The sequence below is a fragment of the Psychrobacter sp. 1Y1 genome (assembly GCF_051847395.2).
Lineage (GTDB): Bacteria > Pseudomonadota > Gammaproteobacteria > Pseudomonadales > Moraxellaceae > Psychrobacter.
The window spans coordinates 1,945,124-1,961,206 of the sequence record NZ_JBPYDF020000001.1 but is presented as its reverse complement, the minus strand read 5'-3'; the positions used below and the strand labels follow the sequence as shown (position 1 = coordinate 1,961,206).

Here is a 16,083-nt window from a genome sequence, read left to right as displayed (position 1 = left end):
ATGACTAAAAATATTGTCGCCACTAAGCACAGCAATGCGCCAAATGAAAGTCTTCATCGTGCACAAGATAAGCTCATGCTAACTGTAGATAGATTAACTATCACGACGACTACAGGCATCCAGTTGGTCGATGCGCTGTCTTATGAGTTAAGACAAGGGCAAACCTTGGCCATCGTTGGTGAGTCAGGCTCTGGCAAGTCAATTGCCAGTCTTGCGCTACTAGGGCTGTTACCAGATAGCCTCACCGTTACTGGTGAGGTGCGGCTTGCAAGTACAACAGGCATGTCGACCTTGTCCATAGCGAATGATAAGGCGCGTAATGCCGCATTACGTGCTATTCGTGGACAGCGTATCGGTATGGTATTTCAAGAGCCAATGACCGCACTAAATCCGTTGCATACGGTCGCCAAACAAATCGCTGAATCGTTGCGTCTAGTTGGCGTGCCTAAGAAGCAATGGCAAGAAACCAGCATTGCTTTGCTAAATGATGTCAATATTGCAGATCCTGCTGACAAGTTGAACCGTTACCCACATGAGTTATCGGGTGGTCAGCGTCAGCGAGTGATGATTGCCATGGCATTGGCTCAGCAGCCTGATATTCTAATTGCTGATGAGCCAACGACTGCGCTCGATGTTACCTTGCAGTATGAGATTTTAGTGCTACTAGATGAGCTCAAACGCAAGCACAATATGGCGATGATATTAATCAGTCACGATCTCAATCTGGTCAGGCGCTATAGTGATGAAGTCATCGTTATGCGCCAAGGCCAAACGATTGAACAGGGTAAAACTTCCGCGGTATTTGATCAGCCTAAAGCCGATTATACTCGCACACTTATCAAGCAAGACTTTGGGCAAGCATTAACCATAGAAGACGATAACGCAGATAAACAATCAAGCGTACTAGAAGTGAAACGCCTTAACGTACAGTTCCCAATTGAAAAAGGTCTGTTTGGTGGTACTAAGCACTGGTTCGATGCGGTTAAAGATGTCGATATGATACTGCAAAAAAGTCAGGCATTGGGTATCGTAGGTGAGTCTGGCTCTGGCAAAACCACCATTGCGCTGGCGCTTAGCCAACTACTGAGCAACCAAGCACGTGTAAATGGGCAGATAGTGGTCAATGATCAAGATATCTCAGCATTGTCCAAAAAAGCGCTGCGTAAATTCCGCTCGCAGATACAGATGGTATTTCAAGATCCATTTGCCAGTATTAATCCGCGTATGACGGTCATGCAAATCGTGGAAGAAGGATTGTTAGTACAAGGCGTAGCTAAGGTCGCCCGTCAGCAAGCGGTGCTAGATAGTCTCGCTACGGTACATCTGCCTTTAGCATTTGCGCAGCATTATCCTCATGAGCTGTCAGGTGGTCAGCGTCAACGCGTGGCACTGGCGCGTGCACTCATTATGAAACCAAGCTTACTTATATTGGATGAGCCGACCTCTGCGCTCGATAGTACCACACAGGTAACAGTAGTTAGTTTATTACGTGAAATACAAGAAAGGCTAGAAATCAGTTATGTCTTTATCAGTCATGATCTCAAGGTAGTACGTGCACTGTGTCAGCATATTATGGTGTTAAAACAAGGCACTTGCGTAGAGTCTGGACGTACAGAAGATCTCTTTAATCAGCCACAACATATTTATACTCAGCAACTGTTAAAAGCAAGTACTGACTAGTTTAAACGACTTACTGTAGCCACTTAGATTGATCAATCAAATTAAGCGACTAAAATAAGCGGCTTGGTATAAAATTGACACATCGCAGTTCATAATAATAGCGACATATTGAAAAAAGCAGTGGTACAATAATTTTGGAGAGCTGCCCATTTTATAATGCTGTGATACGTATCTTTATACATTCTGGCGCTCGTAAATTAGTAATATTTAACTGGCTGCCCAAAACGGTCTTTATTGCAGTTAAAACCATCATTAAAAAGGATTTTTGTGCTCATGAAAACACAAAACAGTATTACTAAATTGGTAAAAAACAACAGCTTGCAGCATGCTGGTTATTTGGCTGTCGCTAAGACTCGGGCAAAGGTATTAAAAGCAGTATCTTATGTGATACCTATCAGAAGACCAATGTTATTCGTTGGTGAGACTGCCTGCGATGAGCTATGCGATATGCTTATCAATGAAGGCAATACCAATGTGTTTATTGTCACGGATACAGTGCTCAACAAACTGGGCATACCTGCAAAAGTTACCGATTATCTAGATGCGAAAAATATCAGTTATCACATCTATGACGGTATTACGCCAGATCCTACTTTTAAAGTAGTTGAAGAAGGGCTACGTCAGTCTATAGAAGCCAATTGTGACTCTATCGTAGCCATTGGCGGCGGCTCAGTAATCGATGCGGCTAAAATGATAGCCATGTCTCAAGGCAACAAGTGCAAGCCAAAGCAGCTAATCGGTATTCTTAAAGCAAGAAAGCCTGCGACTCCGCTATACTGCGTACCAACGACGGCTGGCACGGGTTCAGAAGCGACACTTGGCGCAGTAGTATCGGATGATAAAACGCATCAGAAAGCACTGTCTATCGATCCAAGAATGGTACCGCTAGCCGCAGCGATTGATCCAGTTATCATGAAAGGCATGCCAGCCCATATTACAGCAGATACTGGTATTGATGTATTGACCCATGCACTAGAAGCATGGATGAGTGCTAATGCCAGCGTAGAGACAGATTACTATGCAGCCTCTGCCGTAAAGTCTGTCATGCATTATCTACCCCTAGCTTATAAAGACGGTGGCAATCTAAAAGCAAGAGAACAGATGGGTATCGCTGCTCATTACGGCGGGATAGCCTTTAACAAAGCAGGTCTGGGTTATGTGCATGCTATCGCGCATCAGTTAGGCGCTTACTATAGTATTCCGCATGGCCGTGCCAATGCCATCGTGTTGCCTTATGTGCTTGACGTCAATCGAAAAGCGAGCAAAAAGAGACTGGCTGCACTAGCGAAAAGAACTGGTATGGTACAGAATGGTCAAGCAGCTAATGGCGATAGTGAGATAGCAGATAACCTGATTGCGCAAGTTAGAGACTTGATTGCAGATCTAAATATTGATCCAACTGTCAATGGTATGCAAACCAGCGACTTTAATGATATCGCAAAGGCAGCAGCAAAAGAGGTCAGCGATACTTATGCCGTGCCAACCTATCTGTCAGCAACTGAAATGAAAGAAATTCTAATGAAGATTAAGCAGACAAGTGACGAACGTGCTGATAAAGATAGCCAAAAATCTTCATAATTCTATGTTTACATTGATAACCTTACGATAAATAAAAGCCCATTACTTTTTTGAGAATGGGCTTTTTTAATGTATTGAGCTAATAAAGTTTCCGTCTTATTTTCATAGTTAACTCATACTAAAATATATAATCGTTATCAAACAACCGTTTAATTTATATTATGATTAGGGCGTGTCTTCATTTTAAAAATGGTGATAAAAATGAGATAAATTGCAGTCAAACAAGGAAAATAGCGCAGATAATATCGAGATATTAGTCAGCTATTTGACACCGTTTGGCAAGATTTAGCCATTTTTAACCCATTTAGATGACTATCGATTGAATTGAGGACACGCTCTAAACCCAGTTGCTAAAAAATATCTTAATAAACTGTAAATATATAACAGTATAGGAATGTTTCAGTGATACAAAAGCGTTAGGATATTTAAAGGGTATTACGCTTAGGAGATTTTCATGAACCGCATATTACCATCTAGAATTATAGGGTTAGTTATCATAGCGAGTAGTGCGATTTACGCAGGCTGCGCATCAACTGAAAACAGCTCTACTGTAAAGAACACAACTGCCGCTAACCCATATGCACCGACTACACCAGGATTGGCAGTAGCCACAGTAGCGGGTGGGTGTTTTTGGTGTGTTGAAGCAGGTTATGAAAAAATCCCTGGCGTGGTAGAAGTCGTGTCTGGCTATACGGGTGGCACCGCTGAAAACCCAACCTACAAGCAGGTGTCGGCAGGTGGTACTGGGCATACAGAAGCGGCGCAGGTGTATTATGATCCTAAGAAGATTACTTACAATGGCATAGTACAGGCGCTATGGAGAATCGCTGATCCTACTGATGATAAAGGACAGTATGTTGATCGTGGCACACAGTACCGTCCAGCGATTTTTTATAATAATGCGCAAGAAAAGCAAATCGCAGAAGCGGCCAAGCAATCACTGCAAGCATCTGGTGTGTATGACAAGCCAGTAGTGATCGAGATTGTACCTGCTAGCACTTTTTATCCTGCTGAAGAGTATCATCAGGATTATTATAAAAAGAACCCGATACGCTATAAAGCCTATACCTTCAATTCTGGTCGCTATCAATTTATCGAGAGTGTCTATGGTAAAAACTATGAGCTTGATTTTAGTAAGTTTACGCCCGAAGCAGACAGCACACAGCAAGTGACGTCAAATAACACATCAGATAGCAAAGTAAGCAAAGGTTTTAACCCAGATACATTTGTAAAACCTTCACAAGATGCGCTAAAGAAGTCCCTTAGTGATATTCAGTACAAGGTCACTCAAAAAGAAGGTACTGAGCGTGCCTTTGATAATGAGTATTGGGATAATAAGGAGCCTGGATTATATGTAGACGTCGTATCTGGTGAGCCACTGTATTCTTCGCGTGATAAATATAAGTCTGGTACGGGTTGGCCGAGCTTTACTCGCCCATTGGATACTAGCCTAGTGGTTGAAAAGCCAGATCGAGGAATATTTGGAACCCGTACTGAAATTCGTAGCCGTTACGCGGACTCACACGTGGGCCATGTATTTGATGATGGTCCAGCACCGACAGGCAAGCGCTATTGCATGAACTCAGCAGCTCTCCGCTTTATTCCGCTTGCAGATATGGAAGCTGCTGGTTATGGTGACTGGATAGATGATGTAAAACCAGTTGGTTAGTGCTATTTCCTATCACTCAACCAAATAAAAAGGACGCATCATATGCGTCCTTTTTATTTAGTTGTTATTAACAACAGCCTAATCAATTAACAGCCAATTAAAACGCTGGCTGACGTTTAGGTACCGCCCCTAAAAATTCATTACGGGCTTGATTATTATGTTGATATTCACCAAGCATCGCGGTACTACGCGTGGTTGAATGTTGTTTGCTAACACCGCGCATCATCATACACATATGTGATGCATCCATAACAACTGCGACGCCGCGGCAGCCAGTAACATCCATGATGGTCTGTGCAATCTGCTCACTTAGGTTTTCTTGTATCTGCAAACGACGGGCAAACATATCGACAATGCGGGCAAACTTCGATAGCCCCAGTACTTGGCCGTCAGGTAAGTAGCCGATATGAGCGACACCATGGAACGGTAGCATATGATGCTCACACAGTGAATAAAACTCAATGTTCTGTACCAGTACTAGCTCACGATTGGTCGATGGAAAAACCGCATCATTGACCACCTCTTCAATGCTTTGATGATAGCCTTGGGTCAGATGGGCAAAGGCCTTTGCAGCACGTACAGGCGTATCTAGCAAACCCGGACGATCTAAGTCTTCGCCAGTTGAAGCAATCAGTTGGCGATAGGATTCGGTACTTTCTTTATAATCTGGGGTTATGATGGGGGTGTTACTCATAAGTTTGGCAGCCATCCAAAATGTGGGTGTAGCTTAACGTTGAATCCTATCATGTGAGGATTCTTATAAAAATTGTGCAAGCTGGGAAGGGCTGTGATTATACTCGAAATCTGCTGAACTTCATACTGCTGTGGCTAGCAGTTGAGTCTTTAATCAATAAAGGAGCGTTTGGTGCTTAATCGAAACGGTTGTAGTGTTAATATTCGAAGTGCGATTTTTTCATAAAATAAGCAAACTACTATAGCCTGAGTATTTTATCTTGAAGCGTTGATGCTAAAATGCAATCTAATAACTCACGAAAAACTCTCATTGTCGATACTACTTCAAGTGATAAGTTGCTATTAGTCATTTTGACGTTATTAGTTGTTTGTATCAGTCGATCTAATAACAAGAACCAAATACAGTTTACGACTGTTTACTTAAATTAATTCGTGTATAATAACTCATCTTTTCATTTGTACTATTTAGTAGTCTCAATCTTCTAATTACTCTAAATAAATTCTTATTCTAAATCATCTCGATTGATTCAAAAGGAAATCTTATGCTATTGCAAGGACAACGATTTGTCGTAACTGGCATCGCAAGTAAACTCTCTATCGCTTGGGCTATCGCAGAAGCGCTGCACCGCGAAGGGGCATCACTAATTCTGACTTACCCGAATGACAAAATCAAAAAACGCGTCGATATGGCCGCTGAAAAATTTGAAGCAGATTTGGTTCTAGAATGTGACGTAGCTTCTGATGAGTCAATTGCTGCGTGCTTTAAGCAAGTGACTGCTCATTGGGGCGACGGTATTGATGGTGTGGTACATGCCATTGGTTTTGCACCTATGGATCAGTTGGATGGGGATTTTGTTAGCGCAACGACTCGTGAAGGCAGTCACATCGCGCATGATATCTCTAGCTATAGCTTCGTTGCATTGGCTAAAGCGGCTCGTGAATTACTAGCGATGCGCCATGGTTCTATGTTGACACTGACTTATGAAGGTAGCATTTCAGTATTGCCAAACTATAATGTCATGGGTATGGCAAAAGCCAGTTTAGAAGCCAGTGTTCGTTATTTAGCAACGTCTATGGGCGGTGAAGGTATCCGTGTTAATGCGATATCTGCAGGTCCTATCCGCACGCTAGCGGCTAGTGGTATCAAATCTTTCCGTAAAATGCTCGATATCAGCGAAAAAATTGCGCCATTACAACGCAATATCACACAGACAGAAGTAGGTAACGCTGCGTTATTCTTATTGTCGCCGTGGGCATCTGGTATCACAGGTGAGATTATGTTCGTTGATGCGGGTTTCAATACAGTTGCTATCAGCGAGCAGTTGATGATGCTTGATGAACCAGCACAGTAATTGTTATAGATGATTCGTTTGATAATAGAAAAGACAGCCAAATGGCTGTCTTTTCTAGTTATACTATGAGTCTTTTTGGCTACGTGCTTTTTGGCTGCGTGCCTTTGGACGAGGGATATGATAACCAAGTTACCAAAGTGGATACTATGGGGCGGGGCGGTATTGGCCTTTAGTGCTGGTTGCGTGAATGCGACGGCGTTAATGGGGTTTGCCAACTTATCAGTGTCGCACGTCACGGGCAATGTGAGCTTGTTTGCAGCGGCAATCGCTCATTCAGACGCGCGTAGTATTTTATATATTGGTACCTTGTTGCTGTCCTTTTTGGCAGGGGCTATACTAAGCGGCTTTGTCATTGGACAGACATCATTGAAACTCGGTCGTCGTTATGGACGAGCGCTATATCTAGAAGCAGCACTACTGTTGGTTAGCTATTGGTTGTATCAGCAGCATGATTACTTAGGGCAATTAGCAGCAGCAATGGCATGTGGACTGCAAAATGCGATGGTGGCAACTTATAGTGGGGCGGTCATTCGGACCACCCACTTGACAGGGCTGACCTCAGACATGGGGGCGGCAATTGGTAATTGGCTTGCTGGTCGTTCTATTAGTAAGCCAACCTTAGGGTTTCAAGCCATTATCTGGTATTGTTTCTGCGGTGGTAGCGCAGTAGGCGCTTTCTTGTTTGCAAAAGTCAGCTATGATGCTTTGTTTGTTCCCATCGCCATTGTATCGACAGCAGCATTTGTATACAACTATGTCTCAGATCATCTGCCAGAGGTGAGAGAACCAAAAAAAGATAGGCGCTTATCATAGTGATAAACGCCTATCGTGCCTATTATTAACTGTATTGGTTTTTTGCATGTTTATTTAGGTGTAGAATAGCGAGCTATCAAAACATGCTTTGGTCTTATTCTTTATGATCTTCGTGCTCATGCATCCCTTGCATCATATCGAGCATAGAGTCGTCAGTACGTTGTTGATCTTCTTTGGCTAGGCCATCTTGATTGATGTCTTTTGGTGCCATTTTGGTCGTTGAGTCCGTTTTATTTGAGTCTGTCATAAAGTACTCCAGTGTTTTTATTTACTTCTTAATAGAGATGTTTTAATTAAATCTTTATTCGTTGACGTTCGCATTTATTAGCGCTTGGCTTTTATTTAACTTACCTAGTATGCAATGTGGTCATAGTCTTGTACATATACAGAGTACACTTGTTTAGTGACTATGTGTAACTGAGACTGCAATCAACCATGCAACTAATAATAAAGCTGATCACGTGGTTAGCGACTAAGTTTACGGATTACTAGCATAAGTTGCAGAAAAGCGAGTTTCGACGTATATATCTCAAGTGATGTCTGCAGATAATTAGATTTACCTCAATGGTAATGTGTTTATCAAAATACACTAACCGATAATTTATGTTTTATTTTTAGGTTTCTTACACCGTCTTTGATTCAATAAGGACATTCTATGTCAGAGCAAAAGCTAGATAGCCATCTTCCTAATGATGGTAATGAATATTTATTTACTGATACCTTCCCAAAAGGTACAGGAAAAGGGTTAATTGTGGTCGCTATTGCCGCGATTATTGCGTTGATTATTTATAATGTGTTGCCGTTCGATATCAATGCTAATAAAGGTCTCGCAGTCCTGTTTTTCATTGGGGTGCTTTGGCTTACAGAAGCTGTGCACGTCACCATAACAGCGCTACTTGTCGTAGTAATCGGTGCCTTGGTTGGCATACCAGACTTCGATGCTGAAATCGGTCTGCAAAGCTTTGCCAATCCTACTATTTATCTGTTCTTTGGTGGTTTTGCTTTGGCAGCAGCATTGCATGTGCAGCAGCTAGACAAAAAGATCGCACTAAAGATTCTATCGATGTCTGGTGGCAAACTGAGTACAGCTGTATTTTTGATATTTGGTGTGACGGCATTTTTATCGATGTGGATATCAAATACCGCTACGGCTGCGATGATGCTCCCGTTGGCACTCGGTATCTTGACGCAAGTTGATCGTGAAAAAGACCGCGGTACGTTTGTATTTGTACTATTAGGTATTGCTTATTCAGCAAGTCTGGGTGGTTTGGGTACGATTGTTGGTTCGCCGCCAAACGCCATTGCTGCAAAAGCACTCGATATTGCCTTTGTAGACTGGATGAAGTTTGGTATTCCAATGATGTTGGTACTGTTACCATTATTGTTGGGTGCGATGTATGTGTTCCTAAAGCCGAACCTAAATCGTACTATTGTCCTCGTTGATGATGCGCCGATTGCTTGGAACAAGCCACGTATCGTCACTATCATCGTCTTTATCGTTACGGCATTGAGCTGGATATTCTCCAAAAAGATCGGAGCAGCTTTAGATATCACGGATACTGATGCTATCGTTGCACTAACAGCAGCGGCAGCAGTAGTGAGCTTAGGGCTAGTGTCTTGGAAGCAAGTATCAGACAATACGGATTGGGGTGTGCTCATGCTTTTCGGTGGTGGTATTGCGCTATCGACAATTTTGAAAGTATCTGGGGCGTCTTTGGTACTAGGGGAAACTGTAGCAACTGCGCTGTCTTCTGCACCACTTATCATTGTGATGATGGCAGTCTCAGCATTTATTATTTTCTTGACAGAATTTGCTTCCAATACTGCCTCGGCAGCATTGTTAGTGCCTGTATTTGCCGCTATTGCAGAGCAGATGGGTTTGCCACATGAGGTGCTCGTATTGGTCATCGGTATTGGTGCATCGTGTGCGTTTATGTTGCCAGTTGCCACACCGCCAAATGCTATTGTGTTTGGTACAGGTTTGATCAAGCAAACAGAAATGATTCGTACAGGTATCATATTAAACATCATTGCTACTATCGTTATCGGGCTATGGGCGTACTTTTTCTTGATATAATCAAGTAGTCATTAAAATCCTAGTCATATCTGCTTAGTATAAATGAAACCCCAATGTTCAAGACAAATTGAACGTTGGGGTTTTTTATCGCTTATCATACGAGCTAGCGGTATAGAATGTTTATTATTAACGTCATCTTATTAAATGGATTTGATCACATGACACAGTACTTATTAAAAGCAACTGTTCTGATATTACTAGGCGCAATTGCCGTGTTAATGGTATTTATAGCAAAATATTGGGCACCTGATCGTACCATCGCTGAGCTAAAACAATGGCAACTACCCAACAGCGAATTTATAAACATACAAGGTATGCAAGCGCATGTATCGCAGTCAGCTAATTGTCATGTAAATCGTGGCAATACAGCTGAAAAGAATCAACCTGAAACAATCGTTTTATTGCATGGTACATCGGCAAGCTTGCATACATGGGAAGGTTGGACCAAGGCGCTGTCTGATCAATACTGTGTCGTGAGCATGGATTTGCCAGGGTTCGGTTTGACTGGTCCTTATGTGGACGAGAGCAAGCGATATAGCAGCGAAAATTATGCGGCGTTTGTCATTGAAGTACTCAATCATTTGAAGCTGGACCGTGTCACGCTAGCCGGTAATTCATTAGGAGGCAAGGTAGCGTGGCGCACCGCCGCTTTGTATCCTGAGCGTGTCGATCGGTTAATATTGGTAGACTCAGTTGGTTATCCAGCAACGCCCAAACATATTCCTATTGGTTTTAAGCTTGCTAAATATCCAATGATGTCACCAATTTTAAATCGTATCCTACCCAGAAGTGTCGTCGAAAAAAGCGTTTTAAGTGTGTATGCAGACAATAGCAAAGTAAACGATGCCTTGGTTAATAGATATTATGAATTGACCTTGCGCCAAGGTAATCGGCAGGCTTTGAGTCGTCGCCTAAATGAGACTGATGATGACAGTGATCAAGCCCAAATAAAGCAGCTCGACATACCGACTTTAATCTTATGGGGTGCAAAAGATGATCTTATTCCTGTAGAAAACGCCGCGTTATTTCATAGAGATATACGTAATAGTCAGCTTAAGATATTTGATAACTTAGGTCATGTACCGCACGAAGAAAATCCGTTAGCAACCGTTGACGCTGTAAAGCAGTTTTTGACGGATAATCCGATAAGTAATTGAAAGAATATTTAAAACGCTTTAACAGTCGTTGTCACTAAGGTTGTTTAGAAGGTAATGTTTTATGCTAACACTATATATGGTTCAATTGGGCGGCCGTCCTAAAGGCCGTCTGATTGAGCAACACGATATTTTCTTTGGTGCAGCCAGTCAAGTGAGTGACTTGATAGGAGATATCAATGAACATTGGCCTGAGGTAAAAAATAAATGGCATATTGATTCGTATCGAGCGATTGCCAAAGTGGGTAGTTATGCCATTAAGTTAATTGAACCAAGTCAGCAATTAAAGGCTGCTGCTGACTTAAAGTTATTCTTTATCAATCTAGGTGGCTATCAGCAGGACAGTTTTGAAGAATTCCATTATAAGCTACTCATCGTTGCACCTAACCAAGCTGACGCGATCAAACAAGCAAAAAAAAGTGATTTTTATAAGCAATCTACTTTTAAAGATAAAACGTCACCTTTCAATGCAGCTTCTCATATTGATGATAAGTTTGCAGTAGATATAGATGACATATATAACGTAAATGATCTTATCTCCAATGTTCAGCTTTCGATTGAGCCTATTAGTGATACAGATGAGCTGAATGCTAAAGAAGACAAAGAGTACGTCGGCTATCTAAGCATCAAGAATTTAAAGAAATTGGCGCTATAATAGATTTATCTAAATTTCATAAAAGTAACTCAATACACGCTTGATTAAATAAACCTAATGGACAGCTTACGAGAGCAATCAGGACTCGACTAACTTGAATCATACCCCAATTACCCCCATAATCTAACCAATTCTACATAATAAATAGCCTAAGCAAATATGCCCAATACTTCTAAGCCCAATATTCCTGAAAACAGCGATTCAGATACATCTACTGTAAATGAAACTCAAGATACTAAGAAGCCAGCAGTACCACTGGCGGATCTACCAGTACTTGCCAAGGATAGCTATTACTTAAGCCGTCTTGAACGTGAGCTGGCACGTGCTGCTGTGACTAAGAATAAAAAATCTAATCATGATTCTGAGCAAGAAAAGAAGCTAGATGATGTACTCGCTAAAAAACGTGCTCAGTACGAGAAAATAAAAATGCGTTCTCAAGAAGCTGTGCAGGCACGTATCAATAGTATTCCAAGTGATTTACCTGCCAAGCTAAATCTGGATCTGCCTGTTAGCCAACGCGCAGAAGACTTAGTACAAGCGATTATCGATAATCAAGTTATTATCGTTGCTGGTGAGACGGGTTCTGGTAAAACGACGCAGTTGCCTAAGCTTGCAATGCTAGCAGGGCGCGGTATTACAGGGCAGATAGGGCATACACAGCCGAGACGATTGGCTGCTCGTAGTGTGGCAAACCGTATCGCAGAAGAGCTGGGTGAGCCATTAGGTAATACGGTCAGTTTTAAGATTCGCTTTAATGAGCAAGGGACAGCGCAATCTATTGTAAAGCTCATGACGGACGGTATTCTGCTCGCTGAGTTGGGTCATGATCGGTTTTTGAGTAAGTACGATACGATTATTATCGATGAGGCGCATGAGCGTAGCTTAAATATCGATTTTATTATGGGTTATCTCAAAAAGATGCTGCCCAAGCGCCCAGATTTAAAAGTCATTATTACGTCAGCTACCCTCGATACTAAGCGCTTTAGTGAATACTTCAGCCGTTATGACAATAAGCTCAAACGGCAAGTTCCTGCGCCTATTTTTAATGTAGAAGGGCGTAGCTTTCCAGTAGAAGTCCGTTATCGTCCGTTGACAGATGAGCCAGTGAACAGCTCAGAAGATGACAGCTACGATGATTTTGAAGAGAACCTGCCGCGCGCTGTGGTTGCTGCGGTCGAAGAGTGCTTTAGCGACGCGCAGAGTAAAGGTCACGCCGATCAGGCTGATATTTTGATATTTGCTGCAACTGAAGCTGAGATTCGTGAGACGCAGGAAGTGCTTGAGCGTCATGGCCCTCGCCATACAGAAGTACTGCCATTGTTTGCACGGCAGACTTATGAAGAGCAGCAGCGTATCTTTCAACCATCGGGTCGAGGTCGCCGTATTGTTATCGCGACCAATGTTGCTGAGACCGCATTAACCGTACCGGGTATTCGTTATGTTATTGACTTGGGTTTTGCGCGGATTTCGCGTTACTCATATCGCTCACGCGTACAGCGTTTACCGATTGAAGCAATTTCACAAGCAGCTGCCAATCAGCGTAAAGGTCGCTGTGGGCGTGTTGCTCCAGGTGTTTGTATTCGTCTTTATAGTGAAGAAGATTTTAGTGGCCGCCCTGAGTTTACTGAGCCTGAGATTTTACGTACTAACTTAGCGTCAGTAATCTTGCAAATGGCCAATCTACGTCTAGGTAGTGTGGATGACTTTGAATTCATTGAGCCGCCTGATAGCCGATTGGTTACTGATGGTCATAAACTGCTAGATGAATTGGGCGCTATTACTTCTAAGAAAGACATTGCTGCTCAAGACAAAGCTAACAAGCCAAAAGCGAGAAAAGGGCTTGATCACCTACGTTTGACAGCGACTGGTCAGAAAATGGCACGTATGCCAATCGATCCAAGGCTGGCACGTATGCTGGTGGCTGGTTCTGATTTTGATTGTATTCGTGAAATGCTGATCGTTGTGGCCGCGCTTGCTGTACAGGATCCACGCGAGCGTCCTGCCAATAAACGTACACAAGCGGATCAAAAGCATGCGGTCTTCCGTCAAGACGACTCTGACTTTTTGTTTTATCTGAGCCTATGGAAGGCGCTGTTTGAAAAAGATGAAGACGGCAATAAACTGTCTGGTAATCAGCGTAAGCAGTTTGCTAAGAAAAACTATTTAAGCTTCCCACGTGTACGTGAATGGCATCAGACACACCGTCAATTGGTACAAATGGTCACTGAGCTGAAATTAACTGATGTCAATGAATCAAAAGCTGCTGATAAAAATGTGGCTGTCAATGATCCGACAGCGATCGAAGATGAAGAGCTAAAAGCGGTCAAATATGCCAATCTGCATAGAGCGTTATTGACGGGTTTATTGTCTATCATCGCGCATAAGACTGAAAGCCGCGGTGAGTATTTGGCTGCGCGTCAGCAAAAGGCCAAGATATTCCCAGCCAGTACGGTGTTTAAACAAATACCCCCTTGGGTGATGGCATTTGAAATGGTGGAGACTTCACAAGTCTTTATGCGTACTGTTGCCAAAATCGAACCAGAATGGATTATTTCAGCGGCAGGTGACTTGCTGAAATATCACTATTTCGAACCACATTGGTCCAAGAAAACAGGACGCGTCAAAGCTTACGCACAGATTAGTTTGTTTGGGCTGATTATTATTAGTAAGCAGCTGACTAACTATGAGCAAGTTAATTTAGTTGAATCACGAGAGATATTTATTCGTGATGGCTTGGTGACGGGTAACTTTGGTCGCAATGCACCATTTTTGCAACATAACATGGATAAGATTGCTCATGTTGAGCGTATCGAGGACAAGCTGCGTCGCCGTGATTTATTGGTGGATGAAGAGACTCTCTATCAGTTCTATGATAAGAAAATCCCTGAGCACGTTGCCAGTCGCAAAGCGTTTGAAGATTGGCGTGCAGAAGTCGAAAAGCATGATGCCAAGCATCTATTCTTCACCGATGAAGATGTGCTTAATAGCCAAGCGCCGACCACAGGGGACTTTCCAGAAGTGTGGAAGCTGGGCGATTTAAAACTGCCGCTCCGCTATATCTTTGATCCGGCCAGCGATGATGATGGTGTGACCATACGTGTACCGCTTGCCGCATTACCGCAGCTCGACGCGATTGAGCTACTGTGGGGTGTGCCCGGTTGGCGCTATGAATTGGTATTGCAGCTGCTCAAGTCACTGCCAAAGGAGATACGTCGTCAAATCGTACCGATACCCAATACTGCAGACAGTTTGTTTGATGAGTTGCAGCCAAAGGGTGGACAAGGATTGCTGAAACAGCTATGTCAGGCATTGCATCGTCGCGGTATCATGTCGGTGACACCAGAGAACTTCAATCCATCTACGATTGATCGTTATTTGCAGCCACAAATCTGCGTGGTCGATGAGAAAAACCGTATCATCGAAAAAGGCCGTGATCTGCAAACCCTACAGATTCGTCATGCATCTGAGACCAGTCAAGCGGTAAATGAACAGCAAGGCGTGCATACTGAGTTTCCTGAGCATTTTGCTTTCAGCAAAAATCATCATAGTGCAGGTGTGGTGATGAAACAGTTTGCAGCGCTCGTCGCTGATGAAGCGGGAGAAGCTGTATCGATTCATCAATATACTGATGTCAATGCAGCACTTCAAGCACATCGTATCGGGGTGCTGACTTTAATAAAAGGCAAACTTGGTGCAAAGAAAAAGCAGCTAACGAGCCAAATCGATAGTATATTTAAACTGGCATTTGCGCCACTTGGCGACATGGATAAACTTAAAACGATCGTTATAGATGCTGCGTTAGACGCGGCTCTCGAAGAGCACTACGTCTTATTTGATCATTCTGAGAATTTACCAGAAAGCGCCGATGACATCGCAGTTGGATTGAGCGAGGAGCTACCGTTTACCTCTGAAGAGTATACCCAAACTCTCGAAGTGGTAGTGAATAACTTCTTATTAACTGGTCAAAGCGTCATCAAAACGCTTAAGAATGTCTACACTCGTTGGCAGCGCATTCGCCAAGGGTTATTGATGTTAGATCGTGAGATATTTGGTGAGTCTATCGATGATATCGAAGATCAGCTAGAAGACTTACATTTGGCAGATTTTGTTTATCGGATGGACTATAGCCACTGGCAACAGTACCCACGCTATCTTGAAGCGCTACAGATTCGACTAGAGCGTCTGGAGCACAATCTCGACGCTGACCTTGATGGCGTCTACGCGCTTGACTTGCATATGGAGCGGCTAGCAGGACGTGCGGATAAAGAAGCTATCAGTGAGTATCGTTGGATGGTGGAAGAGTATCGTATTCAACTGTTTGCCCAGCCTATGAAAACTCGTATGGCAGTATCGCCCAAGCGTCTAAGCAAGATGTGGGATAAGGTGAGTTAGGCTAAGTTTTAGGTTTGTAT

The 16,083-nt window shown here is 43.0% G+C and carries 11 protein-coding genes; 9 read left to right on the top strand and 2 right to left on the bottom strand.

Going from position 1 to position 16,083, the window contains the following annotated elements; translation table 11 throughout:
* The 3 genes from ACS8FA_RS22040 (at nt 1) to msrB (ending at nt 4,927) form a co-directional block, all read left to right on the top strand.
* Entirely contained in the window at nt 1-1,680 is a 1,680-nt protein-coding gene (locus ACS8FA_RS22040) for an ABC transporter ATP-binding protein (RefSeq protein ID WP_439265418.1), read from the top strand.
* Between the two features lie 273 nt (nt 1,681-1,953).
* Nucleotides 1,954-3,258: an iron-containing alcohol dehydrogenase gene (locus ACS8FA_RS22035; protein ID WP_439265416.1), complete on the top strand. Its 1,305-nt coding sequence runs from the start codon at nt 1,954-1,956 to the stop codon at nt 3,256-3,258.
* 454 nt (nt 3,259-3,712) lie between these two features.
* Nucleotides 3,713-4,927: a peptide-methionine (R)-S-oxide reductase MsrB gene (gene msrB, locus ACS8FA_RS22030; RefSeq protein WP_439265414.1), complete on the top strand. Its 1,215-nt coding sequence runs from the start codon at nt 3,713-3,715 to the stop codon at nt 4,925-4,927.
* Nucleotides 4,928-5,024: 97 nt separating this feature from the next.
* Here msrB and folE read toward each other — a convergent pair whose 3' ends face one another.
* The gene (folE, locus tag ACS8FA_RS22025) at nt 5,025-5,621 is read right to left on the bottom strand and encodes a GTP cyclohydrolase I FolE (protein WP_439265412.1); all 597 of its coding nucleotides are present in this window, start codon (nt 5,619-5,621) and stop codon (nt 5,025-5,027) included.
* A gap of 541 nt (nt 5,622-6,162) precedes the next feature.
* Between folE and ACS8FA_RS22020 the strand changes: the two genes are divergently transcribed.
* Nucleotides 6,163-6,972: an enoyl-ACP reductase FabI gene (locus tag ACS8FA_RS22020; RefSeq protein WP_201607220.1), complete on the top strand. Its 810-nt coding sequence runs from the start codon at nt 6,163-6,165 to the stop codon at nt 6,970-6,972.
* 117 nt (nt 6,973-7,089) lie between these two features.
* Entirely contained in the window at nt 7,090-7,785 is a 696-nt protein-coding gene (locus tag ACS8FA_RS22015) for a YoaK family protein (RefSeq protein ID WP_439265410.1), read from the top strand.
* Nucleotides 7,786-7,879: 94 nt separating this feature from the next.
* Here the strand turns inward: ACS8FA_RS22015 and ACS8FA_RS22010 are convergent, their stop codons facing one another.
* A complete protein-coding gene (locus tag ACS8FA_RS22010) occupies nt 7,880-8,032 on the bottom strand; it encodes a hypothetical protein (RefSeq protein ID WP_166739249.1) in 153 nt (50 codons plus the stop codon).
* Between the two features lie 408 nt (nt 8,033-8,440).
* Between ACS8FA_RS22010 and ACS8FA_RS22005 the strand changes: the two genes are divergently transcribed.
* From ACS8FA_RS22005 to hrpA, 4 genes are all read left to right on the top strand, one after another.
* Nucleotides 8,441-9,862, top strand: coding sequence for an SLC13 family permease (locus tag ACS8FA_RS22005; RefSeq protein ID WP_394123515.1), 1,422 nt, complete (start codon nt 8,441-8,443; stop codon nt 9,860-9,862).
* A gap of 158 nt (nt 9,863-10,020) precedes the next feature.
* A complete protein-coding gene (locus ACS8FA_RS22000) occupies nt 10,021-11,019 on the top strand; it encodes an alpha/beta fold hydrolase (protein WP_439265407.1) in 999 nt (332 codons plus the stop codon).
* Nucleotides 11,020-11,080: 61 nt separating this feature from the next.
* On the top strand, nt 11,081-11,671 hold the full coding sequence (locus ACS8FA_RS21995) for a DUF1543 domain-containing protein (RefSeq protein ID WP_102091714.1): 591 nt from the start codon (nt 11,081-11,083) through the stop codon (nt 11,669-11,671).
* Nucleotides 11,672-11,830: 159 nt separating this feature from the next.
* Nucleotides 11,831-16,063: an ATP-dependent RNA helicase HrpA gene (hrpA, locus tag ACS8FA_RS21990; RefSeq protein ID WP_439265405.1), complete on the top strand. Its 4,233-nt coding sequence runs from the start codon at nt 11,831-11,833 to the stop codon at nt 16,061-16,063.
* Nucleotides 16,064-16,083 lie beyond the last annotated feature (20 nt).